Source organism: Sodalis praecaptivus (genome assembly GCF_000517425.1).
Lineage (GTDB): Bacteria > Pseudomonadota > Gammaproteobacteria > Enterobacterales > Enterobacteriaceae > Sodalis_A > Sodalis_A praecaptivus.
In genome coordinates this window covers 3,180,903-3,205,924 of sequence record NZ_CP006569.1, presented here as the reverse complement: position 1 = coordinate 3,205,924, position 25,022 = coordinate 3,180,903, and the positions used below count along the sequence as shown (strand labels likewise).

The window sequence follows — 25,022 nt, the reverse complement described above, 5'->3', positions numbered from 1 at the left end:
ATGAGTAGCGTAGATATTCTGGTGCCTGACCTGCCTGAATCGGTCGCGGATGCCACCGTCGCCACCTGGCATAAAAAGCCCGGTGACAGTGTTCAGCGTGATGAAGTGCTGGTCGAGATTGAAACCGACAAAGTGGTGCTGGAAGTTCCGGCGCCCGAAGCCGGCGTTCTGGAAACATTGTTGGAAGACGAAGGCGCTACCGTTACCGCCCGTCAGGTGCTGGGGCGTCTGCGCCCGGGCGATAGCACCGGCCAGGCGACGACCGAAAAATCCCAGAGCCAGGAGGCCACCCCGGCTCAGCGCCACACGGCAGGTCTGGAAGAGGGGAGCAACGACGCGCTGAGCCCGGCCATTCGCCGTCTCATCGCCGAGCACGATGTTAATCCCGAGGCGATCAAAGGCAGCGGCGTAGGCGGACGTCTTACCCGTGAAGATGTTGAAAAACATATCGCCGGGCGGCAGAGCGCTGCGCCGGCCCCGGCCGCCGCTCAGGCTGAAACCGAGGCGCCGGCGCTCGGCAACCGCAGCGAAAAACGCGTACCGATGACCCGCCTGCGTAAGCGCGTGGCCGAACGCTTGCTGGAAGCAAAAAACAGCACCGCTATGCTGACCACCTTTAATGAGGTGAACATGCAGCCGGTGATGGATCTGCGCAAGCAATACGGCGACGCGTTCGAGAAACGTCACGGTATCCGTCTGGGCTTCATGTCCTTCTACATCAAGGCGGTATTGGAGGCGTTGAAACGGTTCCCGGAAGTGAATGCCTCCATTGACGGCGAAGATGTGGTTTACCACAACTATTTTGACGTCAGCATCGCGGTGTCTACCCCGCGCGGTCTGGTGACGCCGGTGTTAAAGGATATCGACGCGCTGGGCATGGCCGATATCGAGAAGAAAATCAAGGAATTAGCCATTAAGGGCCGCGACGGCAAACTGAAAGTCGAGGAGCTGACCGGCGGTAACTTCACCATTACCAACGGCGGCGTATTTGGCTCGCTGATGTCGACGCCCATCATCAACCCGCCGCAAAGCGCGATCCTGGGCATGCATGCCATCAAGGATCGGCCGATGGCGGTGGGGGGGCAGGTGGTCATTCTGCCGATGATGTATCTGGCGCTTTCCTACGACCACAGGCTTATCGACGGAAAAGAATCCGTAAGCTTCCTGGTTACGGTGAAAGAGATGCTGGAAGACCCCACTCGCCTGCTGTTGGACGTTTAGCGCATGAGCGCGGCGGCCCAAAGCCGCCGCCCGAGGTCCACGGCTTTGGTGCCGAATTAGGGCGACGCGACGCCGCGCCGCTGACACTCTCCAGACGAAGATGGAAATAACATCATGAATTTACATGAATATCAGGCAAAACAGCTGTTTGCTCGGTATGGTCTGCCGGCCCCGACGGGATACGCCTGCAATACGCCGCGCGAAGCGGAAGAGTCCGCCTCGAAAATCGGCGCCGGTCCCTGGGTGGTGAAATGCCAGGTACATGCGGGCGGCCGCGGTAAATCCGGCGGCGTCAAAGTGGTGAAATCGAAAGAAGAGATCCGCGCCTTCGCGGAACAGTGGCTCGGCAAGCGTCTGGTGACGTACCAGACGGACGCGCTGGGTCAACCGGTCAATCAGATTCTGGTGGAAGCGGCCACCGACATCGCCAAGGAGCTGTATCTGGGGGCGGTGGTAGACCGCGGCACGCGCCGCGTAGTGTTTATGGCGTCCACCGAGGGTGGCGTGGAAATTGAAAAAGTGGCGGAAGAGACGCCGCACCTGATTCACAAAGTGGCGCTGGATCCGCTTACCGGCCCGCAGCCTTATCAGGGGCGCGAACTGGCGTTTAAATTGGGCCTGAGCGGCAAGCAGGTCACCCAGTTCAGTAAAATTTTCATGGGTCTGGCGACGCTGTTTTTAGAGCGCGATCTGGCGCTGGTGGAAATCAACCCGCTGGTGATTACCGGCGCCGGCGATCTTATCTGCCTTGACGGTAAACTGAGCGCCGACGGTAACGCACTGTTCCGCCAGCCGGAACTGCGCGAAATGCGCGATCACAGTCAAGAAGACGAACGTGAAGCGCACGCCACCCAATGGGAGCTGAACTATGTGGCGCTGGACGGCAATATCGGCTGTATGGTGAACGGGGCCGGCCTGGCGATGGGGACGATGGATATCGTCAAACTGCACGGCGGCGAACCGGCCAACTTCCTTGACGTGGGCGGCGGCGCCACCAAGGAGCGCGTGACCGAAGCGTTCAAGATAATCCTGTCGGATGAGAAGGTGAAAGCGGTGCTGGTCAATATTTTCGGCGGTATCGTTCGCTGCGATTTGATTGCCGACGGCATCATCGGCGCGGTATCCGAGGTGGGCGTCAGCGTCCCCGTGGTGGTGCGTCTGGAAGGAAACAATGCCGAACTGGGCGCCAAGCGATTGGCCGACAGCGGGCTGAACATTATCGCCGCCACAAGTCTGACCGACGCGGCTCAACAGGTTGTCGCCGCGGTGGAGGGTAAGTAATGTCTATTTTGATTGATAAAAACACCAAAGTGATTTGCCAGGGCTTTACCGGCAGTCAGGGGACCTTTCACTCCGAGCAGGCGCTGGCCTACGGCACCAAAATGGTCGGCGGCGTCACGCCCGGCAAAGGCGGTACCGAGCATCTCGGTCTGCCGGTGTTCAATACCGTGCGCGAAGCGGTTGACAAAACCGGCGCCACGGCATCGGTTATCTATGTGCCGGCGCCGTTCTGCAAGGACTCGATCCTTGAGGCGATCGATGCCGGCATCGAGCTGATTATCTGCATTACCGAGGGCATCCCGACGCTGGATATGCTGACGGTGAAAGCCAAGCTTGAGCAAAGCAAGGCGCGCATGATCGGGCCGAACTGCCCGGGCGTTATCACCCCGGGAGAATGCAAAATCGGTATCATGCCGGGGCATATCCATCAGCCTGGCCGGGTGGGTATCGTTTCCCGTTCCGGCACTCTGACCTACGAAGCGGTAAAGCAAACTACCGACACCGGCCTCGGGCAGTCCAGCTGCGTGGGCATCGGCGGCGATCCGATCCCCGGCTCGAACTTTATTGACATCCTGAAGCTGTTTGAAGAGGATCCGCAGACGGAAGCCATCGTGATGATAGGCGAAATCGGCGGCAGCGCGGAGGAAGAGGCCGCCGCTTATATCAAGGATCACGTCACCAAACCGGTGGTTGGCTATATCGCCGGCGTCACGGCGCCGAAGGGCAAACGTATGGGCCATGCCGGCGCAATTATCGCCGGCGGTAAAGGCACGGCCGATGAGAAATTCGCCGCGCTGGAGGCGGCGGGCGTCAAAACCGTGCGCAGCCTGGCCGATATTGGCGAAGCGTTAAAGCGCATTTTGCCGGACTGATACGGCAGCGCCGGAAGCCGGCGGAAATACCTGCCGCCCGCTGCGCCGGCGGCAACGCACCAAGCTGCCCACGGGCGGCTTTTTTTTACCCTAACGGCCACGTCTAGGGCCGTTGTTCCGCGCATTGCTACACGGCCTCGTCGTCTAAGCTTAAGCGTGAGCCGGCTATTCGCCGCGAGAGGCAGGGCAGGCGATGCAAAAGCGTTTTCCGGCGGCGCGGAAATAACCTCATGCCGCAATAATGACGAAGTAATGACAGATTTTTCCGCTATTTTAATAAACGCGCGCTATCGCGCGATGAGACTATTTAATTGCGCAGGCACGTTAGGGACAAGGAGGAACGCTTATTATTTTCACTTTATGTCATCAGCGTATTTTATTAATCACACTTTAGCAACATTTCGGTGATATTGCCTTTTTTTGGCTACCAATATTTAACAAAAAGAACCAAACATTGCGTTAAATCAATATTTATCCGCGCATCATATACTGTGACGGCCGCAATGTTGCGCCAGCGCAATTTCAATCGGGGCGCCGTATCGCGCCGGGTTTGATCATTATGCGGTTTTAATACCTCCATCACTAAAAAATATATTTATCCTGAGGAAATTGAGGGGTACTATACGGGCATTCCCAACCGGTTATGTTGGTATTTCTTTAATCCGTCTGTGGCGCCGCTGACCTTCTTCCCCTCAAGAGTCCGAGGCGGCAGGCGGTTAATGATAACTATAAAGCCTTTATTATTCACCGCGCCTTTCCGGCTGTCCTGCTCATGGGTACGGCCGCAGCGGCGCATGTGGGATCCTTCCTGCGAGGAGCAAGGAGTCATCATGTTTGATGTCGTCGAACTATCACGATTACAGTTTGCTTTAACGGCGATGTACCATTTCCTGTTTGTGCCGCTAACGCTCGGTATGGCGTTTTTGCTGGCCATCATGGAAACGGTGTATGTGCTGTCCGGCAAACAGATCTATAAAGATATGACCAAGTTCTGGGGCAAGTTGTTCGCTATCAACTTCGCCCTCGGCGTCGCTACCGGTCTTACCATGGAGTTCCAGTTCGGTACCAACTGGTCATACTTCTCCCATTATGTCGGCGACATCTTCGGCGCACCGCTGGCCATTGAAGGGTTGATGGCCTTCTTCCTGGAATCCACCTTCGTCGGGTTGTTCTTTTTCGGTTGGGATCGCCTCGGTAAAGTGCAACATATGGCCGTGACCTGGCTGGTGGCCCTCGGCTCCAACCTGTCCGCGCTGTGGATCCTGGTCGCCAACGGCTGGATGCAAAATCCCATCGCGGCGGATTTCAACTACGAAACCATGCGGATGGAGATGGTCAGCTTCGCCGACCTGGTGCTTAATCCGGTGGCGCAGGTGAAATTCGTCCATACCGTGGCCGCGGGTTACTGCACCGGGGCAATGTTCGTCCTTGGCATCAGCTCTTACTATCTGCTGAAGGGGCGCGATATCGCCTTCGCCAAACGCTCGTTCGCCATCGCTGCCTCTTTCGGCATGGCGGCGGTGCTGTCGGTCATCGTGCTGGGAGATGAGTCCGGCTATGAAATGGGCGACGTGCAAAAAACCAAGCTGGCCGCTATCGAGGCGGAATGGAACACCGAGCCGGCGCCGGCCTCCTTTACCCTGTTCGGCCTGCCGAACCAGGAAGACCAGACCAACCATTTCGCGGTACGGATCCCTTACGCGCTGGGCATTATCGCCACCCGTTCCACCGACCGCCAGGTCACCGGACTGAAAGATCTAATGACCCAGCATGAGGTGCGCATCCGTAACGGCATGAAGGCCTACAGCCTGCTGCAACAGCTGCGCGAAGGCAGCACCGATCCTGCGGTGCGTGCTGCGTTCAACAGCGCTAAACAGGATCTGGGTTACGGGCTGTTGCTTAAACGCTACACCGATGACATCACCCAGGCCAGCGAGCAGCAGATTCGCCAGGCTACCAGCGATTCTATCCCGCGCGTTGCGCCGCTGTATTTTTCTTTCCGTATCATGGTGGGCTGCGGCGTGCTGATGCTGCTGCTGATCGCCGCCTGTTTCTGGACCGTGCTGCGCAACCGCATCGGCCAACCCCGCTGGCTGCACCGCGCCATGCTTTATGGTATCCCGCTGCCGTGGATTGCCATCGAGTCCGGCTGGTTTATCGCCGAATATGGCCGTCAACCCTGGGCTATCGGTGAAATCCTGCCGACCGCGGTCGCCAACTCGACGCTGACCGCCGGCGATATCCTGTTCTCAATGGGGCTGATTTGCGGGCTGTACACGCTGTTTTTGGTGGCCGAAATGTATCTGATGTTCAAATTCGCGCGTCTGGGGCCGAGCAGCTTGAAAACCGGCAACTACCATTTTGAACAATCGTCCGTTTCCTCGGTGAGCGCACGGTAATACAGGAGCGAATGACCATGTTTGATTACGAAGTATTACGTGTTGTCTGGTGGGTGCTGATTGGCGTGCTGCTCATCGGCTTCGCCGTCACCGACGGGTTTGATATGGGCGTCGGCATGTTAATGCGCCTGTTTGGCCGCAACGACGTGGAGCGTCGGGTCATGATCAATACCATCGCCCCGCATTGGGACGGTAACCAGGTGTGGCTCATCACCGCCGGCGGCGCCCTGTTCGCCGCCTGGCCGATGGTCTATGCCGCGGCGTTCTCCGGCTTTTACATCGCCATGATCCTGGTGCTGGCCTCGCTGTTCTTCCGCCCGGTCGGTTTCGACTACCGCTCGAAAATCGATGACGCCCGCTGGCGCAATATGTGGGACTGGGGCATCTTCATCGGCAGCTTCATTTCGCCGGTGGTGATCGGGGTGGCGTTCGGCAATCTGCTCCAGGGTGTGCCGTTCCACGTCGACGAGTATTTGCGTTTGTATTACACCGGTAACTTCTTCCAGCTGCTTAACCCGTTCGGCCTGCTGGCGGGCATCGTCAGCCTGGCGATGTTCCTGACCCAGGGCGGCACCTATCTGCAAATGCGTACCGGCGGCGATTTGCAGGTGCGGATGCGCGGCATCACCCAGCTTACCGCGCTGGTCACCCTGCTGACGTTCCTATTGGCCGGTATTTGGGTCGTCAACGGCATTGACGGTTATACCGTGACCTCGGTTATCGACAGGGCCGCGCAGTCCAACCCGCTGCATAAAGAAGTGGCGCATCAGGCCGGCGCATGGATGGCGAATTACCACGCCTATCCGGGATTATGGATCGTGCCGGCGCTGGGCGTGCTGCTGCCGTTGCTGACCATCGTCTTTAGCCGCGCGGGGCGCAGCGCCTGGGCGTTTATCTTCTCTTCGTTGACCGTGGCCTGCATCATCCTGACCGCGGGGATCACGCTGTTTCCGTTCATCATGCCGTCGAGCACGATGCCCAACGCCAGCCTGACCCTGTGGGACGCGACGTCGAGTCTGAGGACGTTGAAAGTCATGACGGTGGTGGCGATCATTTTCGTGCCGATTGTGCTGCTCTATACCATCTGGTGCTACTACAAGATGTTCGGTCGCATCACTAAAGAACATATTGAACAAAACACGCATTCGCTGTATTGAGTTAAGGAGCTTAACCATGTGGTATTTCGCCTGGATTTTAGGAACGCTGTTGGCCTGCGCCTTCGGCATCATTACCGCGCTGGCGCTTGAGCATCTGGAAGATACCCGCGGCAAAGATGCATTGAAATGACAGGGCAGACCCTTGCGGCCCTGTATGATCTGACGGATAAGCGCCCTCTGCGGGCGCTTTCCCTGGTCATGGCGCTCACCCTTGCGGGCTGTGTTTTCTGGACGCCTTCGCGTTTCGCCGCGCAGACCAGTCCGCTGTCCTGGTGGCAGGGAATGGTCATCGTTTGGGCGGTTTGTGCCGGTGTCGTGCACGGTACCGGCTTTCGACCGCGCCGGCTGCGCTGGCGTCTGGTTTTTCTGCCGCTGCCGGCGATGTTGGTCATGATCGGCGCCCTGATTTACAGTTTCTCATAATAACTTTACGGTCCTTTAAGCCCGCAATGTAAGGGATCTAAAATATTTTCTTTCCCCCCGGCTTACCCATTCCCAATGTGATCCGTCTTGCGTATAGTAAGCACCGTTGTTTTTGCGTTGTTGGACGGTGGAGTGAGTATTTCGTATTTCCAATGGCCGGTTCGCGTCTATTACGAGGATACCGACGCTGGCGGCGTGGTCTACCATGCACGTTATGTCGCCTTCTATGAACGCGCGCGCACCGAAATGCTACGCGAGCATAATTTCCATCAGCACGCGCTCATGCGCGCGAACGTGGCGTTCGTGGTGCGGCGCATGGCGGTGGAGTATTTTGCCCCTGCGCGCCTGGACGATTTATTGCAAGTGGAAAGCGAAATCGTCTCCCTCAAGCGCGCCTCTCTGACCTTTGCACAACGCATCCTGAATGCCGACGGGCAATTGCTCAGCCAGGCGGATGTCGTGATCGCATGTGTCGATCTACAGCAATTGAAGCCGATTGCGCTTCCTACGTCTTTTGTCGCGGAGTTCAAGCAGTGACTGACATGAACATCTTTGATCTGTTCCTGAAAGCGGGCTTTCTGGTAAAACTGATCATGCTGATTTTGATATGCTTTTCCATCGCCTCCTGGGCGATCATTATTCAGCGTTCCCGTATTTTGACCTCCGCCGCACGTGAAGCGGAAGCCTTTGAGGACAAATTCTGGTCCGGTATCGAATTGTCCCGCCTGTATCAGGAAAGCCTGACGCGGCGCGACAGCCTGAGCGGCTCCGAGCAGATTTTCTATGCCGGCTTCAAAGAGTTCGCGCGCCTGCATCGCGCCAACAGCCACGCCCCCGAGGCGGTGGTGGAGGGCGCCTCGCGCGCCATGCGTATTTCGATGAACCGCGAGCTGGAAGCGCTGGAAACCCATATTCCGTTTCTCGGCACCGTCGGCTCCATCAGTCCGTATATCGGTCTGTTCGGCACGGTATGGGGCATCATGCATGCTTTCATCGGGCTTGGCGCGGTCAAACAGGCCACGCTACAGATGGTCGCGCCGGGGATAGCCGAAGCGCTCATCGCCACCGCCATCGGTCTTTTCGCCGCCATTCCCGCGGTCATGGCGTTCAACCGCCTGAGCCTGCGCGTCAACAAGCTTGAGCAGAACTACGACAACTTTACCGAAGAGTTCATCGCCATCCTGCATCGGCAGGCTTTCGCCAGCGATAGCGCTAAGTAAGCAGGAGGGTAGAGGATGGCCAGAAGACGCTCGCGCAGAGAAATCAAGTCCGAGATTAACATCGTCCCCTTGCTCGATGTGCTACTGGTGCTGGTGTTAATTTTTATGGCGACGGCGCCGATTATAACCCAGAGCGTTGAGGTGGATTTGCCCGATGCGACCGACTCCAAAACCGTCGGCAACGATGATAATCCGCCGGTGATCGTCGAAGTGGCGGGTATCGGCCAATACAGTCTGGTGGTCGATCACCAGCGCCAGGAGCAACTGCCCTCCGAACAGGTGGTTTCCGAGGCGCGCGCCCGTATCACCGCCAATCCCAAGACGGTGTTTCTGATAGGCGGCGCCAAGGACGTGCCTTATGATGAGATCATTAAGGCGCTGAACTTACTGCATCAGGCCGGCGTGAAGTCGGTCGGTCTGATGACGCAGCCTATCTGACGGTCGGCTGGTGACGTGCGTTATTACCGGCCAACCCCTTTTTGGGAATAGATTGTGTTGAAGGCTACCGAACAGAACGACAAGCTCAAACGTGCCATTATTCTGTCGATTGCGCTGCATTGCGTCCTGATCGCCGTATTGATCTGGAGCTCGATCCATCAGCCGCAAGAATCCAGCGCGGGCGGCGGCGGGTCGTCTATTGACGCCGTGATGGTCGATCCCGGCGCCGTGGTGCAGCAATATAACCGTCAGCAGCAGCAGCAAACCGATGCGCAGCGGGCACAGCAGCAGCGCGACAAGCAGGCTCAGCAGCAGGCAGAAGAGCTTCAGCAACAGCAGGCGGCGGAGCAGCAGCGCTTAAAAGCGCTGGAAAAACAGCGTCTGGCCGCGCAGGAAGCGGCCGAAGCGCAACAGCGCGAGCAGGCTGAACAACAAAAACAGGCGGAAGAGGCGGCGAAACAGGCCCAGGCGCAGCAGAAGCAGGCCGAGGCCGCCGCGGCGCAGGCCAAAGCGGAAGCGGCGGCACAGGCTAAAGCCGCGGCCGCGGCGAAACAGCAGGCGGAGGCACAAGCCACGCAGGCCGCGGCTGAAGCCAAGAAACAGGCGGAGGCTCAAGCGAAGCAGGCCGCGGCTGAAGCCAAGAAACAGGCGGAGGCACAAGCGAAGCAGGCCGCGGCTGAAGCCAAGAAACAGGCGGAGGCTCAAGCGAAGCAGGCCGCGGCTGAAGCCAAGAAACAGGCGGAGGCACAAGCGAAGCAGGCCGCGGCCGAAGCCAAGAAGCAGGCGGAGGCGGAAGCGAAAAAAGCCGCCGCTGCCGATGCCAAAGCTAAAGCCGATCAGGCGGCGAAAGATAAAGCCGCCGCCGCGAAGAAGGCCGCCGCACAGGCCGCCAAGCAGTCCAGCGATGTGGATGCGTTGCTGGGCGGCCTGACCGACGCCAAAAACGCGCCTAAAGCCGGCGGCGCGCCGGCGGGGGCCGGTAAGGCTAAACAAAGTGGCGCTAGCGGGGCGGAAGTAGATGCCTACCTAGCTCAAATACAGGCGGCTATCAAAAATAAACTGTATGACTATAACAACTATAGCGGCAAAACCTGTGATATCCGTTTCAAACTGGCGCCGGACGGCTTGCTGATTTCGGTGAATGCCGTCGGCGGCGACCCGGCGCTATGCCAAGCGGCGATCTCCGCGGCGAAATTAGCCAATATTCCCCGGCCGCCCAGCAAACAGGTCTATGAAGCGGCTAAGGATGGGGTGTTTATGTTTAAGCCTGACTAAAACCCTGTGGCGGAGCGCGAAGGTTATCAAATAGTCCTGTTTAGGTTTAAGATTTATACTATGTTGTCTAACGGGAAGATGTAGTGTTGTTTAACCCGACAAGTTTACAATTCTGCAATTGCGACCGCCGCCCTGGCGTCGGTTTGGGAGATGAAATGAAGCAGGCATTTCGAGTAGCGTTAGGTTTGTTGGTTTTATGGGCTTCCGTGTTGCATGCGGAAGTGCGTATTTTGATCACCCAAGGGGTGGATTCCGCCAGACCCATCGGGGTGGTGCCGTTTAAGTGGGCGGGGCCCGGTGCGGCGCCCGAAGATATCGGTGGCATTGTCGCCGCCGACCTGCGCAACAGCGGTAAATTCAACCCGCTAGACACTTCCCGCCTGCCGCAGCAGCCGGCCACCGCGGCGGAAGTTACCCCGGCGGCCTGGACGGCGTTGGGTATCGACGCCGTGGTGGTGGGGCAGGTGCAGCCGAGCGCGGACGGCAGCTATATGGTGTCTTATCAATTGGTGGATACTTCGGGTAATCCTGGCGCGATTTTAGCGCAAAACCAATTTAAAGCGCCGCGCAAATGGCTGCGTTGGTCAGCGCACACCGTTAGCGATGAAACGTTTGAAAAGTTGACCGGCATTAAGGGCGCGTTCCGCACGCGCATCGCCTACGTGGTGCAAACCAACGGCGGCCAGTTCCCCTATGAATTGCGGGTAGCGGATTACGACGGTTATAACCAGACGCCGGTGCACCGTTCGCCGCAGCCGCTGATGTCGCCGGCCTGGTCCCCCGACGGCAGCAAGCTGGCCTATGTCACCTTTGAAAGCGGCCGCTCGGCGTTGGTTATCCAGACGCTGGATAGCGGCGCTGTTCGTCAGGTGGCGAGTTTTCCGCAGCATAACGGCGCGCCGGCTTTCTCGCCGGACGGCAGCAAGCTGGCTTTTGCGCTGTCGAAGACCGGCAGCCTGAATTTGTATGTGATGGATTTAGGATCGGGTCAGATTCGTCAGGTGACCGACGGCCGCAGCAACAATACGGAGCCGACCTGGTTCCCGGACAGCCAGACGCTGGCGTATACCTCCGACCAGGGCGGCCGTCCGCAGGTGTATAAAATCAATATTAATGGCGGTACGCCGCAGCGCCTGTCCTGGGAAGGCTCCCAGAATCAGGATGCCGACGTGAGCTCGGACGGCAAGTTCCTGGCTATGGTCAGCAGCAACAATGGCGCGCAGCATATCGCTAAACTGGATCTGGCAACGGGAGCCGTACAAGTATTGACGGACACGTTCCTGGATGAGACGCCTAGCGTCGCTCCCAATGGCACAATGGTTATCTACAGCGCTTCGCAAGGGCTGGGTTCCGTGTTACAGCTGGTCTCGACTGATGGGCGTTTCAAAGCGCGTCTTCCGGCAACCGATGGACAGGTCAAATTTCCTGCCTGGTCGCCGTATCTGTGATGCATGTGTAAATATGTATGGCAAACTATAAAAGGAATATGAGATGCAACTGAACAAAGTGCTGAAAGGGCTGATGTTGGCGGTGCCGGTCTTGGCGATTGCCGCATGTAGTTCTCACAAAAGCGCCAACAATGGCGACGAATCTGCCATGGGCGCCGGTGCTGGCACTGGCATGGACATGAACGGCAACAACGCGTCGTCCGACGAGCAGGCGCGTCTGCAGATGCAAGAGCTTCAGCGCAACAATATCGTCTACTTCGATTTGGATAAATACGATATCCGCTCTGAATTCGCTCAGATGCTTGACGCTCACGCCAATTTCCTGCGCAGCAATCCGTCCTACAAAGTGACCGTTGAAGGCCACGCGGACGAACGCGGTACGCCGGAATACAACATCGCCCTGGGCGAACGCCGCGCCAATGCCGTGAAGATGTATCTTCAGGGTAAAGGCGTTTCCGCCGATCAGATCGCTATCGTATCTTACGGTAAAGAGAAACCGGCCGTACTGGGTCACGACGAAGCGGCTTACGCCAAAAACCGTCGTGCCGTCCTGGTTTACTAAGAGTCTTGCATGAGCAATAACTTCAGACCTTATCTGTTGAGTCTGTCGTTATTGGTTGGCGTAGCGGTCCCCTGGGCCGCTACCGCCCAAGCGCCAATCAGTAATGTCGGCTCCGGCTCGGTAGATGACCGGGTCACTCAACTTGAGCGTATTTCCAATGCGCACAGTCAACTGCTAACCCAACTTCAGCAGCAGCTCGCCGATAATCAGCGCGATATCGACTCGCTGCGCGGCCAGATTCAGGAAAACCAATACCAGCTGTCGCAGGTCGTCGAGCGGCAAAAACAGATCTACCAGCAGATGGACAGCCTCTCTAGCCAAGCGCCGGCCGCTTCGCAAGACGGTCAGCCCCAGGCCTCCACGTCCACCGACGACGGCAGCCAAGGCGCGGCGCCGGCCGCCAGCACGGCCACCGCCGGCAGCGGCGACGCCAACACCGACTACAATGAGGCGGTGGCGCTGGTGCTGGAGAAAAAACAGTACGACCAGGCCATAAGCGCGTTCCGCAACTTTGTTAAACGTTACCCTGATTCCACCTATCAACCCAACGCCAATTACTGGCTTGGGCAGCTCAATTATAATCAGGGTAAAAAAGACGACGCGCTCTATTATTTCGCCCTGGTGGCGAAGACCTACCCCAAATCCCCCAAAGCGCCCGACGCACTGTTGAAGGTGGGCGTCATCATGCAGGAGAAAGGCCAGAAAGATAAAGCCCGGGCGGTTTATCAGCAGGTCGGAAAACTGTATCCCAGCGCCGAGGCGGCCAAACAGGCGCAAAAACGGCTGGCGGGTCTGTAACCATGACGGGTTCAAACGGGGCAGGGCGGCGTAAAACGGCTCAGAATGCTCGAAGATCAGACAGTTGGCCGCGCTTGAACTAATTAATGGTTGCGTCAAAATTTATAATAAGTAATATATGCCGCCGTTGCCCGGGGAAAGCTGATTTCCTCTGGCCGCGGTTGTCATCGGGTATCGGGGTCGTTAGCTCAGTTGGTAGAGCAGTTGACTTTTAATCAATTGGTCGCAGGTTCGAATCCTGCACGACCCACCACGATATTTCCTCCAGGCGCGCCGAGCGTTGCCAGAGATGAACCCCTTATAGCCCTTGTGCCTCGGCACACGCCTTACTCGGCGGGTCGTTAGCTCAGTTGGTAGAGCAGTTGACTTTTAATCAATTGGTCGCAGGTTCGAATCCTGCACGACCCACCACTCTTTTGATTACCTTATTTCTCACTCACTCTCTATGTTAGCCGTCGCCGTCCGCGCGAATGAGCCCCTGACGCACGATTTGAAGACGTGTCTGTGTTACCCACTAAACAATTTTTCGCCATAACGCACAAAATAGGCGCGACAACCGGCCATAAATCTCGTATTTTGTTTAGCATACAAAACCCAGACCTTCGCCAGCCGGTCACTTGTCTCTTAAAGGGCCCGGTGCGGCGACCGCATAGCGCCAGAGAGCAGCGATGAGTGAACTAATCGACGACTTTGCCACCCTTTATCCTTTCCCGCCCAAACCCGCGGCGTTGAAGGAGGAGGAAAAGGCCGGCTTGCGGGAGCGCATTGCACGTCTGCTAAAGGCGCGCAACGCGGTTATCGTGGCCCACTACTATACCGATCCGGAAATCCAGGCGCTGGCGGAAGCAACCGGCGGCTGCGTGGCGGATTCGCTGGAGATGGCGCGTTTTGGCAGCAGCCACCCGGCCACCACGCTACTGGTGGCCGGCGTGCGCTTCATGGGTGAAACCGCCAAGATCTTAAGCCCGGAAAAAACCGTGCTGATGCCGACGCTGCACGCGGAATGCTCGCTCGATCTCGGCTGCCCGGAGGCGGCGTTCAGCGCGTTTTGCGATGCTCACCCGAATCGAACGGTGGTGGTGTATGCCAACACCTCCGCCGCGGTCAAAGCGCGCGCCGACTGGGTAGTGACGTCCAGTATCGCGGTTGAGCTTATCGATCATCTCGACAGCCTGGGAGAGAAGATTATCTGGGCGCCGGACCGCCATCTTGGCCGCTATGTGCAAAAACAGACCGGCGCGGATATGCTGTGCTGGCAAAGCGCCTGTATCGTGCATGATGAGTTTAAGACCCAGGCGCTGCGCCGTATGAAACGACTTTATCCCGACGCGGCCGTGCTGGTCCATCCCGAATCACCGCAGGCGGTGGTCGATTTGGCCGATGCGGTCGGTTCCACCAGCCAGCTGATTCAGGCGGCCAAGACATTGCCGCAGCAGCAGATGATTGTGGCCACCGATCGCGGCATTTTTTTCAAAATGCAGCAGGCGTGCCCGGAGAAGACCTTATTGGCGGCCCCGACCGCCGGGGAGGGTGCCACCTGCCGTAGCTGCGCGCATTGCCCGTGGATGGCGATGAACGGGCTCAAGGCTATCGCGGCGGGGCTTGAACGGGGCGGCGTGGAGCATGAGATACGTGTCGAGGAAGCCGTACGTCAGCGGGCGCTGGTACCGTTGAATCGGATGCTGGCTTTCGCGGCCGACCTTAAGCGCCGCTAAGATTATTGCGGGGGGCGGGCCGCCGTGCAGACGGGGGCCCTGGCTGAGCTAAACAGGCTGCCTGGTAAATATTGATGCCTGAGCTGACAGCCGCGCAGAGTGGTGCGCGGGTTGCGCCTGAGCGGGCGAGCTCGGCTTAGCAGGCCGCAAACCGGCGCCACGTGGCCGTAGCGGGCGCGATGACAGGAGCCAGACGTGCTTATCGCTCAAATCTCAGACATTCATGCGGCAGCCGATAACGATAACCTGTCCCGGCTGGATCGTGCCCTGGCATGGCTTGATAGGATCGCGCCGGACGTTCTCGTCCTCACCGGCGACCTGATAGATAATGGCGAGATCGAGGGCTATTCGGCGATAGCGGCTCGACTGGCTACCCGACCCTATCCCGCTTTTATACTACCGGGGAATTCCGATGACAGGGCCGCTATGCGCACCGTCTTGAACGCGCGCTACTGGACCGACGGGGGAAAGGGGCCGCTACATTTTGCGGTGGATTTTAAAGAATTGCGTCTTATCGGCCTGGATACTACCGTGGAGGGAACCGCGGCGGGTCAGGTGGCGGAACATCTGCCGTGGCTGCGCGATGCGTTGTCGGCAAAAGGGCCCGCGGCGTCATTGCTGTTTTTACATCATCACGTGTTTGAGTGCGGTATCGCGCCCATGGATCGCATCATGTGCGGAGGATCGGCGGCGTTGGGCACGCTACTGCGCGATCATCCGCGTCGACCGCTTGCGCTGGCGACAGGCCATGCGCATCGCCCCGCGGCAGGGACGCTGGCGGGCATACCCGCCTACCTCTCTGGCTCGATTTGCCCCGCCAACCCGTTGTGGTTGGGGTCGGCGACAATCCCCCCCGTGGCCGATCCCCCCGCGCTGATGATCCACCGCCTGGCAAACGGCTCCCTGGCGAGTCACTTTATTGTCGTTTGATTCCGCCGCCACGTTCGGTTTAACCTTGTTCGGCAATCGGCAATCGGCAATCGGCAATCGGCAATCGGCAATCGGCAATCGGCAATCGGCAATCGGTAATCGACAATCGGCCAACACCGGGTGTTTTTGGCTATCGGCTATCGCTAATCGACAATCGGCCAACACCGGGTGTTTTTGGCTATCGGCTATCGAGAATCAGCAGACAATTTTCAGCTGGGCTACCGGCTAGCGGCGAACAGCCCTCGGTTTTGGCTGCGGGCCACCCCCTTCGGCGCGCGATTAGCGGTTGCCTAGCAAAAGGGAAAGAGTCGGCGGCAACGTCAACCCTTTGGCCGGGTTACGGCCCGGCCGAGGATCCAGCGAGGTTAATGAGGGTGATGGGCGTGCAGGTTCACCGCGCTCTGATGGATAACGCAATGATCCTCTTCGCAGCGCTGATACTCCATTTGGATGGTCGCGTGCCCGATGTGATAGTGCTCCAGCAGATAATCCTGAATGCGGTGCAAGAGCCCGTCATGGTCGCGGGGGGGAATGACCTGCACATGCAGCGTCATTAACGGCCGCTCGCCGACCTGCCAGAGATGGACATGATGAATATTGCGCACTTCGGGGATATTGCGCGTCATTTCGCGCTTGAGTTTCTCAATATCAAACTGCTGTGGAGTGCCTTCCAACAGCTCGTGCAGGCTTTCACGCAGCAACCGCCAGCCGCTGCGCAGCACCAGACAAGAAACCAGAATCGACAGCAGCGGGTCGATGGGTAGCCAACCGGTATAGAGGATCACCAGTGCGGCGATAATGGCGCCGACCGAACCAAGCAAATCCCCCAAAACATGCAGCGCCGCCGCGCGCAGATTAATATTCTTTTCGCCGCTGCCGCCGTGCAGCAGCCAGAACGAGACTATGTTCGCCACCAGCCCGGCGACGGCGATGGACATCATGGTCCAGCCCGCGATGGGTTGGGGGGCGAGAAAGCGATGCGCGGCTTCCCAGACGATCATCACCGTGATAAACAGCAGCGCCAGCGCATTGAGAAACGCCGCCAGCGTGGTCAAACGCAGATAACCGAAGGTGTGGCGGCTATTGGGTCGGCGGGCGGCAAAACGTACCGCCAGCAATGCCATCAGCAGCGCGGCGGTATCGGTCAGCATATGCCCGGCGTCCGCCAGCAACGCCAGCGATCCCGATAGCCAGCCGCCGACCGCCTCGACAAGCATGAACAGCGCCGTAACGACAAAAGCCGCCAGCAGGCGTTTATGCGCGCCCGTTTGCGCATCAGGGGACGGGTGGTCATGTCGGTGCCCGCGGTGACCGCCGTGGTGCGCCTGCGTTGCGGCTACAGGTGCGTGGGAATGGAGAGGATCTGCCGGCATAAATTTTCCTGTCTGTCTGGCGCTAAACGGCCGCTGGCCGCTTCGCCTGTGTTCGTTCTCGGCCCGGGTAGCCTACAGAGTATATCGGTTATTGGCCGCATTACCCTATCAGTTTAGGCTTAGTCCTCGCGTTTTCACCTACGCATTGTCGCCCGCTATCGCGGCCAAGGCTCCGCCTTCCGGGTATACGCGTAGAGGTTTCACGCCTGCGCGTGCGCCGCTCCCCCATGGGTACAGGCACAAGCATCTGCTGGGTACAGGCACAATCATTTGCTGGGTTCAGGCACAGGCGACTGCTGAGTACAGACACAAGCGCAAGCATCTGCTGAGTACAGGCACAAGCATTTGCTGAGTACAGGCATAATCATCTGCTGGCTAAAGGCATCCGCTGGATACAGGCGACTACTGAGTACAGGCATCGGCTGGGTACTGGCATCTGCGGGCCATCTCCGCTTGCCTCGGAGCGGGAGCGAGAGACCCGTAGAGGGCTAGTCAATCCCAGAACGCGCTTGGCAAAATCGTTGGCCCGGCTTGTCCAGCTGCTGGCGACGAAGCCACGCGAGTAAAAAAAAATCAGGCAGCGCCTGATTTTATCTGCCCGACCGGAGGGCGTGCAACGAACCGACCGGAGGGCGGGCAACGAAGCCGGCTGACAGTCCCGTCGCGGCTTCCGTCGCGGCTTACTGCGTTGTACCGTCAGTTTTGGTACCGTCGGGCGATCCGGTACCGGTGGTACCGGTTTCTACTTTCTTATTGACGTCCGGGCAACGGCCGTCTTTACACATGGTGTTTTTATGCTGCTCGGTTTTATTCAGGCCGGAAGCATCGGTACCGGTGGTGGTGCCGGTGGTATTAGTGTTAGTGCTGCTATTATTGATATCTTTATTATCAACGCTATTGGGGGCGTTATTTTGCAGTTCAGGCACGCCGCCGTCGCTGCCGCCCGCGTTAGATCCCGTGCCGGGTGCCGCCAGTACTGCGCCACTCCCGAGCGTCATAGCCGTGGTAAGAAAAAGCATTGCCATTTTTTTGCTGATGTTCGTCTGCATAGTTTTTCCTCTTAACCCGTTTTGGTAAAGCCCCGCAGGTAAAAACCTGTTGGAGAGAGAATGTCGAGACACAGAGCATCCCGCTGCGAAAAAAAATGAAAGCCGGCGCTGACCGGAGTTAAGTGCCGGTTATCTTTGGCTTATCATAAATTAAGCATAGTAAAGAATTAGCCAATATCAAATTTATTGGCTTTTAATAACGCTTTGTGGATTTACAGCCTGCACCACAAGGGATAGATTGGATCGCCTTTTTTAATCTTGTCGTCGTGCCTGGAGCTAAGCAGATTTAACATGAATTACCAAAATGATGATTTACGCATTACCGAGATCAACGAGTTGCTGCCGCCGGTAGCATTATTGGAAAAATATCCGGCGACGGACCGCGCTGCGAGCACCGTTTCCGCCGCGCGTTCGGCTGTTCACAAGATCCTCAAAGGTAATGATGATCGTCTACTGGTAGTGGTTGGCCCCTGTTCGATTCACGATCCGCAAGCCGCTCTTGAATATGCCGGACGCCTGCTTAAACTGCGCGAAAGCCTGAGCGGCGAGCTGGAGGTGGTCATGCGGGTGTACTTTGAGAAACCGCGCACCACGGTCGGCTGGAAAGGGCTAATCAACGATCCCCACATGGACGGCAGTTTCCAAATCAACGAGGGTCTGCGTATCGCGCGCCGTTTATTGTTGGCGATTAACGACAGCGGCCTGCCCGCGGCGGGCGAGTTCCTCGATATGATCACCCCGCAATATCTGGCTGATTTGATGAGCTGGGGCGCCATCGGCGCCCGCACCACCGAATCTCAGGTGCACCGTGAGCTGGCTTCCGGGCTTTCCTGCCCGGTGGGTTTCAAAAACGGCACCGACGGCACCATTAAAGTTGCCATTGACGCCATCAACGCCGCCGGCGCGCCGCACTGCTTTTTGTCGGTCACCAAATGGGGGCATTCCGCTATCGTCAACACCAGCGGCAACGCCGACTGTCATATCATTTTGCGCGGCGGCCGCGAGCCCAACTACAGCACCCATCACGTGCAGGCCGTGAAGGAAGGGCTCACCAAGGCCGGGCTGCCGGCGCTGGTGATGATCGATTGCAGTCACGCCAACAGCAGCAAACAGTTTAAAAAGCAAATGACCGTGGCGGAAGATGTCTGTGAACAGTTAGCTGCGGGTGAAACCGGTATTATCGGGGTGATGGTGGAAAGTCATCTGGTGGAAGGGAACCAGGGCGCCGAGCCGGGTGCGCTGGTGTATGGCCAGAGCGTGACGGACGCCTGCATCGGTTGGGACGATACCGAAAACATGCTGAAGCAGCTTGCGCAGGCGGTGCGCGCGCGCCGGCAGAACTAAAAAAAAACCGCGCCGGACCTCCCCGATAAGGGCGGCGCCGGCGCGGCGTCGTCTTGGCGCCCTCAGCGGGGCGCGTCGGTTATTTCGCTTTACCCTGATTAGCGACCGCGGCGGCCTTGGCGGCGATCTCGTCAGCGTTGCCGAGGTAGTAGTGCTTAATCGGCTTCATATTGTCGTCGAATTCGTACACCAGCGGTACGCCGGTCGGAATGTTCAGTTCCAGAATCTCTTCTTCGCTCAGATTGTCCAGGAATTTCACCATGGCTCGAATGGAGTTGCCGTGGGCGGCGATAATGATCCGTTCACCGCTCTTCATACGAGGCAGAATCGTTTCGTTCCAGTAAGGAATCACGCGATCGATGGTTAACGCCAGGCTTTCGGTGGTGGGCAGTTCGGCGGCGGTCAAGTTGGCATAACGCGCATCGTGTCCCGGGAAACGCTCGTCCTCGCGGGTCAGTTCCGGCGGGGTGATCGCAAAACCGCGACGCCACTGTTTTACCTGTTCATCGCCGTATTTTTCCGCGGTTTCGGCTTTATTAAGTCCCTGCAGCGCACCGTAATGGCGCTCGTTTAGACGCCAGGATTTTTCCACCGGCAGCCAGGCCTGATCCAGTTCGTCCAGGACGCCCCACAGGGTGTGAATGGCGCGCTTCAGTACAGAGGTATAGGCGAAATCAAACACATAGCCTTCCGCTTTCAGTACCTGGCCCGCTTGCTTCGCTTCGGTGCGGCCCTTGTCAGACAGGTCAACATCGGTCCAACCGGTGAAACGGTTTTCATTGTTCCACTGGCTTTCGCCGTGACGTATCAGAACCAGTTTAGTTACAGCCATTACGCGACTCCTCAAAGTCCTAAGATTTTCATGATAACTCCACGCATTATATGGCCTGCTTATATCAGGCGGCAACCGCCAGGGGGCCGACAGCAGGAATAAATCTCACAAGCAAACCGTTTACAGCGCCAGGAACCGGTAACGGGTTTGCGAAGCGTAGGCTTCCGTCGGCTTTAGCCAGCATGCGGGCTGCGGCCATTCTGGATGATGGGGACTGTCGGGTAAAAATTCGCTTTCCAGCGCGACGCCGCTGTAGTTGAGATATTCGCCGCCTTGGCGAGCCGGCGTGCCGGCGAGAAAATTGCCGGTATAGAGCTGAAGGGCCGGCGCTGTGGTAAACACCTCCATTTGGACTTCGCCGTCGGCCGACCAAAGACGGGCCGCGGGTTCCTCGGCGCTGCTCAGGCCCGGATACAGCAGATAACCGTGGTCGTAACCCTTCATGCGCTGCTGATCGCGATCGCGCAGGAAGTCGGCGGCGATCGTTTTTGGCTGGCGGAAATCCATGCCGGTGTTGTCAACATCGGTCGGATCGGCGCAGGGAATGCCCTCACTATCCACCGGCAGATATTGGTTGGCCATGATTTGCAGGCGCTGCTGGCGAATATCGCTGTTGGCGCCGTCAAGGTGGAAATAACCGTGATTGGTGAGATTGACCGGGCAGGGCTTATCCACCGTAGCGTGGTAATCGATTTGTAACGCGTTATCCTCGGTGACGGTATAGCGTACGTCCGCTACCAGATTGCCCGGATAGCCCTGATCGCCGTCGGCGGAATGCAGCCGGTACAGCACCGAGGTCTGATCCTGCTCCACCTGCTGCCAGCGGCGGTTATGGAACCCCTCCGGCCCGCCGTGCAACTGATGTTCGCCCTGATTGGCGGCCAGCGTAAAACGCTTACCGTCGTGGCTCAATGTGGCCCCGCGAATGCGGTTGGCATAACGGCCGACGGTGGCGCCGAGGTAGGCGTTTTGGCGCAAATAGTCCATCGGGGTGGGACAACCCAGCAGAACTTCGCGCGTCCCCCCCGCCAGTAGCGGCACCTGGCAGGAGAGCCAGGTCGCGCCCCAGTCCATCAGGATGACCTGAAACCCCTGGTCGTTGCCGAGGGTGACCAGCCGAAACGGCTGGCCGTCGGGCGCCTGGCCCGATTCATACTCTTTCAGCATACCCCTGCTCCTTCACTGGCGTGACAGACATAAAACGTTGCTTGCAAACCGGTTTGTGGCTGGTAGTGTTTTGCCACGGCCGCCCGTACGCCCTCTACGCGGTCGGCGGGCACCAGCGCCACGACGCAACCACCGAAACCGCCGCCGGTCATACGTACGCCGCCCGCCTCGCCAATCTCCCCTTTGATGATCGTGACCAGGGTGTCGATGGCCGGCACGGTAATTTCAAAATCGTCGCGCATTGAGGCGTGAGATTCAGCCATCAAACGGCCCATCAGCCTAAGATCGCCTGCCGCCAGCGCATCGGCCGCGGCCAGCGTGCGCGCATTTTCGCTTAACACGTGGCGCACCCGCTTGGCGACCGTGTCATCGAGTTCATGGGCCACCGCCTCAAATTGTTCCAGCGCGACATCGCGCAGTTTTTCCACCGCGAAGAAGCGCGCGCCGGTTTCACACTGCTCGCGGCGGGCGTTGTATTCACTGTCCACCAGGCCGCGTTTGACGTTGGAATTGACGATCACCACCGCGACATTGTCCGGCATCGGCACCGCGCGCGTACCCAGGGTACGGCAGTCGATTAACAAAGCGTGGTTGTCTTTGCCCAGCGCAGAAATCAGCTGATCCATAATGCCGCAGTTACAGCCGACGAACTGATTTTCCGCTTCTTGTCCGTTAAGCGCCAGCGCCACGTTATCCACCGATAGGTGATAAAGCGATTGCAGCGCTTTGCCCACGGCAACCTCCAGCGCCGCCGACGAACTCAGGCCGGCGCCCTGGGGGACATTGCCGCTTATCACCAGGTCGGCGCCGCCAAAACGCCCATCCCGCCGCTGTAAATGTTTTACCACCCCGCGAACATAATTGGACCATTGCTGATCGGCATGGGATAAAATTGGCTCATCCAGAGAAAAAATATCGTGCTGGCGGTCATAGTCCACGGCAATAACCCGAATTTTGCGATCGTCACGGCGGGCGCAGCTAATCACCGTCTCGTAATCGATCGCGCAGGGGAGCACGAAGCCGTCGTTATAATCGGTATGCTCGCCGATGAGATTAACCCGGCCGGGGGCTTTCACCGTCAGGGTGGCATCATAGCCAAAGGCGTCGCGAAAAACGGTTTCAGTGGTGTTTTGTAAACTCATATTGAGGCTCCAGATTGCCGAAAATGATTTTCGCTGACCGCGCGCAGGCGTTCGGCGGCTTGTTCCGCGGTCAGATCGCGCTGGGTTTCCGCCAGCATTTCATAGCCGACCATAAATTTACGTACCGTGGCGGAGCGCAGCAGCGGCGGATAAAAATGCGCATGTAATTGCCAATGTGCATGGTCGCCGTCGGTAAAGGGCGCGCCGTGCCAGCCCATGGAGTAAGGGAAAGAACATTGGAACAGGTTGTCGTAGCGGCTGGTGAGCTTTTTCAGGGCCAGCGCCAGGTCGGCGCTTGACTCGCCGTCAAGATCGGGCAGGCGCTGAATAGGGCGTTTGGGCAGCAGCAGCGTTTCAAACGGCCACGCGGCCCAGTAAGGCACGACCGCCAGCCAGTGGCGCGTCTCTACTACGGTGCGCGCCCCGTCGGCCAGCTCACGGGCGGCATAGTCCAAGAGCAGGGAGGACCCCTGCTGCCGGTAATACTCTCGCTGTAAACGGTCTTCGCGTTCGGCTTCGTTGGGCAGGAAACTGTTGGCCCAAATCTGCCCGTGGGGATGGGGATTGGAGCAGCCCATGGCGGCGCCTTTGTTCTCAAACACCTGTACCCAGGGATAGGTGTTACCCAGTTCCGCGCTTTGCTCGCGCCAGGTGGCGATCACCGCCTCAAGCGCCGGCAGCGACAGCTCGGGAAGCGTTTTACTGTGGTCCGGAGAGAAGCAGATTACCCGGCTGGTACCGCGGGCGCTTTGGCTACGAAACAGCGGATCATCGCTGGGCGGCGCGTCGGGGGTATCCGGCATAAGCGCGGCAAAATCGTTGGTAAACACGTGCGTGGTGCGGTAATCGGGATTACGATCGCCGGTAATGCGGGTGTTGCCCGGACAAAGGTAGCAGTCCGGATCGTGCGCCGGCAGGGTTTGCGCTGAAGGCGTTTCCTGCTGGCCTTGCCAGGGGCGCTTGGCCCGGTGAGGTGAAACCAGGATCCATTGACCGGTCAAGGGATTATAACGTCGATGGGGATGATCGACGGGATTAAACGGTTGCATAAGATCTCCTTAGTCCGGGTAGCCGTTCGGGTGCCGGGACTGCCAACGCCAGGTGTCGCGGACCATATCTTCCAGCGTTCGGGTGACACGCCAGTTCAATTCCCGCGCGGCCTTTTCCGGCGCTGCCCAGTAGGCGGCCAGATCGCCGTCGCGTCGGGGGGCGAAATGGTAAGGCAGTGGCTTACCGCACGCCTGGCTGAAGGCTTCCACCACTTCCAGCACGCTATGCCCTTTGCCCGAGCCCAGATTATAGATATGCACGCCGGGCCGGTCGCGCAGCGTGGTCAGCGCAGCAAGATGGCCGTCGGCCAAATCTAAAACATGAATATAGTCACGAACGCCGGTACCGTCCGGCGTCGGAAAATCATTGCCGTAAATCGCCAGAGAGGGGCGACGTCCCACCGCGACCTGGGCAATAAAGGGCATCAGATTGTTCGGCATCCCCTGCGGATCTTCTCCCATCTCGCCCGAAGGATGGGCGCCGACCGGATTGAAATAGCGCAATAGGCTGATGCTCCAGCGGGGATCGGCATGCTGCAGATCTTGAAGTATCTGCTCGACCATCAATTTGCTGCGGCCGTAGGGGCTGGCGGGATGCCCGGTGGGCAAGCTTTCGTCGTAAGGGGTGACGGGCTGAACGCCGTAAACGGTGGCCGAGGAGCTGAAAATCAGGTTGACAACGCCGGCCTCCCGCATAGCTGCTACCAGGGCAAGAGTGCCGTAAACGTTATTATCATAATAGTCGATAGGAAGATTGACCGATTCGCCTACCGCCTTCAGACCGGCGAAGTGAATTACCGCCTCAATCTCGTGCTCGGCGAAAATCTTCGCCAGTAGTTGCCGGTCGCGTATGTCGCCTTGATAAAACGCCGGCGTGTGGCCGCTTAATCGGCCAAGGGTCGCCACGACGGCACTTTTGCTGTTACATAGGTTGTCGACAATCACGGGCGTGATGCCGGCAGCGATAAGCTGCAAACAGGTGTGGCTGCCGATGTAACCGCTTCCACCTGTAACCAGGACTGACATAGTTCAACTCCCTTCGTATTAACGAGAATACCCTAGCATGATCCGCTCAAGGAAAAGGTGATCCTGCCGCGATTAATGAAATCGATTACATTTATACTAGCGCAAGGATACCCCTCAGCGCCAGCCTCGCGCTCTCTTCCTTTATCCAACCACCGCCTCACTGGGCGTTAACGTCAATAAAGTGTGGTAGCGATTACATGCTGAAGGGAGTAAATCTTACACGTAGGGGAGTGGATGACCCGTGACGGCAAGGGGGACAGGCGCGTAGTTGTTGGGCGGGAGGGCGCGCCGCAGGGGAAAG

25 protein-coding genes and 2 tRNA genes are annotated in these 25,022 nt (G+C 58.2%); 20 read left to right on the top strand and 7 right to left on the bottom strand.

Going from position 1 to position 25,022, the window contains the following annotated elements:
* The 19 genes from odhB to SANT_RS24560 all read left to right on the top strand — a co-directional run bounded on the left by odhB (nt 1) and on the right by SANT_RS24560 (nt 15,968).
* Nucleotides 1-1,221 (top strand): 2-oxoglutarate dehydrogenase complex dihydrolipoyllysine-residue succinyltransferase, encoded by a 1,221-nt coding sequence (gene odhB, locus SANT_RS14145; RefSeq protein WP_025422938.1) that lies wholly within the window; start codon nt 1-3, stop codon nt 1,219-1,221.
* 114 nt (nt 1,222-1,335) lie between these two features.
* Nucleotides 1,336-2,502: an ADP-forming succinate--CoA ligase subunit beta gene (gene sucC, locus SANT_RS14140; protein WP_025422937.1), complete on the top strand. Its 1,167-nt coding sequence runs from the start codon at nt 1,336-1,338 to the stop codon at nt 2,500-2,502.
* Complete coding sequence (sucD, locus tag SANT_RS14135; RefSeq protein WP_025422936.1) at nt 2,502-3,374, top strand: succinate--CoA ligase subunit alpha; 873 nt, start codon at nt 2,502-2,504, stop codon at nt 3,372-3,374. The genes sucC and sucD overlap by 1 nt, the downstream gene beginning before the upstream one ends.
* Nucleotides 3,375-4,204: 830 nt before the next feature.
* On the top strand, nt 4,205-5,773 hold the full coding sequence (cydA, locus tag SANT_RS14130; protein WP_025422935.1) for a cytochrome ubiquinol oxidase subunit I: 1,569 nt from the start codon (nt 4,205-4,207) through the stop codon (nt 5,771-5,773).
* Nucleotides 5,774-5,790: 17 nt separating this feature from the next.
* Nucleotides 5,791-6,930, top strand: coding sequence for a cytochrome d ubiquinol oxidase subunit II (gene cydB, locus SANT_RS14125; protein ID WP_025422934.1), 1,140 nt, complete (start codon nt 5,791-5,793; stop codon nt 6,928-6,930).
* A 16-nt stretch (nt 6,931-6,946) separates the two neighbouring features.
* On the top strand, nt 6,947-7,060 hold the full coding sequence (gene cydX, locus SANT_RS23430) for a cytochrome bd-I oxidase subunit CydX (RefSeq protein ID WP_071882029.1): 114 nt from the start codon (nt 6,947-6,949) through the stop codon (nt 7,058-7,060).
* A complete protein-coding gene (gene ybgE, locus SANT_RS14120; RefSeq protein WP_025422933.1) occupies nt 7,057-7,353 on the top strand; it encodes a cyd operon protein YbgE in 297 nt (98 codons plus the stop codon). The genes cydX and ybgE overlap by 4 nt, the downstream gene beginning before the upstream one ends.
* A 132-nt stretch (nt 7,354-7,485) precedes the next feature.
* On the top strand, nt 7,486-7,890 hold the full coding sequence (gene ybgC / locus SANT_RS14115; RefSeq protein WP_025422932.1) for a tol-pal system-associated acyl-CoA thioesterase: 405 nt from the start codon (nt 7,486-7,488) through the stop codon (nt 7,888-7,890).
* On the top strand, nt 7,887-8,573 hold the full coding sequence (tolQ, locus tag SANT_RS14110) for a Tol-Pal system protein TolQ (RefSeq protein WP_025244341.1): 687 nt from the start codon (nt 7,887-7,889) through the stop codon (nt 8,571-8,573). The genes ybgC and tolQ overlap by 4 nt, the downstream gene beginning before the upstream one ends.
* A 15-nt stretch (nt 8,574-8,588) precedes the next feature.
* On the top strand, nt 8,589-9,011 hold the full coding sequence (gene tolR, locus SANT_RS14105) for a colicin uptake protein TolR (RefSeq protein ID WP_025422931.1): 423 nt from the start codon (nt 8,589-8,591) through the stop codon (nt 9,009-9,011).
* A gap of 54 nt (nt 9,012-9,065) precedes the next feature.
* A complete protein-coding gene (gene tolA, locus SANT_RS14100) occupies nt 9,066-10,286 on the top strand; it encodes a cell envelope integrity protein TolA (RefSeq protein WP_025422930.1) in 1,221 nt (406 codons plus the stop codon).
* 155 nt (nt 10,287-10,441) lie between these two features.
* Nucleotides 10,442-11,734 (top strand): Tol-Pal system beta propeller repeat protein TolB, encoded by a 1,293-nt coding sequence (gene tolB, locus SANT_RS14095; protein WP_025422929.1) that lies wholly within the window; start codon nt 10,442-10,444, stop codon nt 11,732-11,734.
* A gap of 43 nt (nt 11,735-11,777) precedes the next feature.
* Nucleotides 11,778-12,296, top strand: a complete 519-nt coding sequence (gene pal / locus SANT_RS14090; RefSeq protein ID WP_025244345.1) for a peptidoglycan-associated lipoprotein Pal — start codon at nt 11,778-11,780, stop codon at nt 12,294-12,296.
* A 9-nt stretch (nt 12,297-12,305) separates the two neighbouring features.
* On the top strand, nt 12,306-13,094 hold the full coding sequence (gene cpoB, locus SANT_RS14085; RefSeq protein WP_025422928.1) for a cell division protein CpoB: 789 nt from the start codon (nt 12,306-12,308) through the stop codon (nt 13,092-13,094).
* Between the two features lie 177 nt (nt 13,095-13,271).
* Nucleotides 13,272-13,347 (top strand) — tRNA-Lys (locus SANT_RS14080).
* 82 nt (nt 13,348-13,429) lie between these two features.
* Nucleotides 13,430-13,505 (top strand) — tRNA-Lys (locus SANT_RS14075).
* 257 nt (nt 13,506-13,762) lie between these two features.
* On the top strand, nt 13,763-14,809 hold the full coding sequence (gene nadA / locus SANT_RS14070) for a quinolinate synthase NadA (protein WP_025422927.1): 1,047 nt from the start codon (nt 13,763-13,765) through the stop codon (nt 14,807-14,809).
* 195 nt (nt 14,810-15,004) lie between these two features.
* Complete coding sequence (locus SANT_RS14065) at nt 15,005-15,739, top strand: metallophosphoesterase (RefSeq protein ID WP_025422926.1); 735 nt, start codon at nt 15,005-15,007, stop codon at nt 15,737-15,739.
* The gene (locus SANT_RS24560) at nt 15,729-15,968 is read left to right on the top strand and encodes a hypothetical protein (RefSeq protein ID WP_025422925.1); all 240 of its coding nucleotides are present in this window, start codon (nt 15,729-15,731) and stop codon (nt 15,966-15,968) included. Before SANT_RS14065 ends, SANT_RS24560 begins: the two co-directional genes overlap by 11 nt.
* 136 nt (nt 15,969-16,104) lie before the next feature.
* On the opposite strand, the gene zitB is transcribed toward SANT_RS24560, so the two are convergent.
* Both zitB and SANT_RS14050 read right to left on the bottom strand, forming a co-directional pair.
* On the bottom strand, nt 16,105-17,112 hold the full coding sequence (zitB, locus tag SANT_RS14055) for a CDF family zinc transporter ZitB (protein WP_025422924.1): 1,008 nt from the start codon (nt 17,110-17,112) through the stop codon (nt 16,105-16,107).
* A gap of 680 nt (nt 17,113-17,792) precedes the next feature.
* Nucleotides 17,793-18,161, bottom strand: coding sequence for a YbgS-like family protein (locus SANT_RS14050; RefSeq protein WP_038668596.1), 369 nt, complete (start codon nt 18,159-18,161; stop codon nt 17,793-17,795).
* Nucleotides 18,162-18,452: 291 nt separating this feature from the next.
* Between SANT_RS14050 and aroG the strand changes: the two genes are divergently transcribed.
* Nucleotides 18,453-19,505: a 3-deoxy-7-phosphoheptulonate synthase AroG gene (aroG, locus tag SANT_RS14045; RefSeq protein ID WP_025422922.1), complete on the top strand. Its 1,053-nt coding sequence runs from the start codon at nt 18,453-18,455 to the stop codon at nt 19,503-19,505.
* A gap of 79 nt (nt 19,506-19,584) precedes the next feature.
* Here the strand turns inward: aroG and gpmA are convergent, their stop codons facing one another.
* From gpmA to galE, 5 genes are all read right to left on the bottom strand, one after another.
* Nucleotides 19,585-20,337 (bottom strand): 2,3-diphosphoglycerate-dependent phosphoglycerate mutase, encoded by a 753-nt coding sequence (gene gpmA / locus SANT_RS14040; protein WP_025422921.1) that lies wholly within the window; start codon nt 20,335-20,337, stop codon nt 19,585-19,587.
* A gap of 120 nt (nt 20,338-20,457) precedes the next feature.
* Complete coding sequence (galM, locus tag SANT_RS14035; protein WP_025422920.1) at nt 20,458-21,504, bottom strand: galactose-1-epimerase; 1,047 nt, start codon at nt 21,502-21,504, stop codon at nt 20,458-20,460.
* Nucleotides 21,498-22,646, bottom strand: a complete 1,149-nt coding sequence (gene galK / locus SANT_RS14030; protein ID WP_025422919.1) for a galactokinase — start codon at nt 22,644-22,646, stop codon at nt 21,498-21,500. Before galK ends, galM begins: the two co-directional genes overlap by 7 nt.
* Entirely contained in the window at nt 22,643-23,695 is a 1,053-nt protein-coding gene (gene galT, locus SANT_RS14025) for a galactose-1-phosphate uridylyltransferase (RefSeq protein ID WP_025422918.1), read from the bottom strand. The genes galK and galT overlap by 4 nt, the downstream gene beginning before the upstream one ends.
* Nucleotides 23,696-23,704: 9 nt before the next feature.
* Nucleotides 23,705-24,721, bottom strand: coding sequence for a UDP-glucose 4-epimerase GalE (gene galE / locus SANT_RS14020; protein WP_025422917.1), 1,017 nt, complete (start codon nt 24,719-24,721; stop codon nt 23,705-23,707).
* Between the last annotated feature and the right edge of the window lie 301 nt (nt 24,722-25,022).

Coding starts and splice junctions, on each gene's coding strand:
- galM (WP_025422920.1), bottom strand. CDS start 21,504: ATGCTGAAAGAGTATGAATCGGGCCAGGCGCCCGACGGCCAGCCGTTT.
- galK (WP_025422919.1), bottom strand. CDS start 22,646: ATGAGTTTACAAAACACCACTGAAACCGTTTTTCGCGACGCCTTTGGC.
- aroG (WP_025422922.1), top strand. CDS start 18,453: ATGAATTACCAAAATGATGATTTACGCATTACCGAGATCAACGAGTTG.
- sucD (WP_025422936.1), top strand. CDS start 2,502: ATGTCTATTTTGATTGATAAAAACACCAAAGTGATTTGCCAGGGCTTT.
- pal (WP_025244345.1), top strand. CDS start 11,778: ATGCAACTGAACAAAGTGCTGAAAGGGCTGATGTTGGCGGTGCCGGTC.
- galT (WP_025422918.1), bottom strand. CDS start 23,695: ATGCAACCGTTTAATCCCGTCGATCATCCCCATCGACGTTATAATCCC.
- cydX (WP_071882029.1), top strand. CDS start 6,947: ATGTGGTATTTCGCCTGGATTTTAGGAACGCTGTTGGCCTGCGCCTTC.
- galE (WP_025422917.1), bottom strand. CDS start 24,721: ATGTCAGTCCTGGTTACAGGTGGAAGCGGTTACATCGGCAGCCACACC.
- zitB (WP_025422924.1), bottom strand. CDS start 17,112: ATGCCGGCAGATCCTCTCCATTCCCACGCACCTGTAGCCGCAACGCAG.
- cydA (WP_025422935.1), top strand. CDS start 4,205: ATGTTTGATGTCGTCGAACTATCACGATTACAGTTTGCTTTAACGGCG.
- odhB (WP_025422938.1), top strand. CDS start 1: ATGAGTAGCGTAGATATTCTGGTGCCTGACCTGCCTGAATCGGTCGCG.
- nadA (WP_025422927.1), top strand. CDS start 13,763: ATGAGTGAACTAATCGACGACTTTGCCACCCTTTATCCTTTCCCGCCC.
- tolR (WP_025422931.1), top strand. CDS start 8,589: ATGGCCAGAAGACGCTCGCGCAGAGAAATCAAGTCCGAGATTAACATC.
- sucC (WP_025422937.1), top strand. CDS start 1,336: ATGAATTTACATGAATATCAGGCAAAACAGCTGTTTGCTCGGTATGGT.
- cpoB (WP_025422928.1), top strand. CDS start 12,306: ATGAGCAATAACTTCAGACCTTATCTGTTGAGTCTGTCGTTATTGGTT.
- ybgE (WP_025422933.1), top strand. CDS start 7,057: ATGACAGGGCAGACCCTTGCGGCCCTGTATGATCTGACGGATAAGCGC.
- cydB (WP_025422934.1), top strand. CDS start 5,791: ATGTTTGATTACGAAGTATTACGTGTTGTCTGGTGGGTGCTGATTGGC.
- gpmA (WP_025422921.1), bottom strand. CDS start 20,337: ATGGCTGTAACTAAACTGGTTCTGATACGTCACGGCGAAAGCCAGTGG.
- tolB (WP_025422929.1), top strand. CDS start 10,442: ATGAAGCAGGCATTTCGAGTAGCGTTAGGTTTGTTGGTTTTATGGGCT.
- SANT_RS14050 (WP_038668596.1), bottom strand. CDS start 18,161: ATGCAGACGAACATCAGCAAAAAAATGGCAATGCTTTTTCTTACCACG.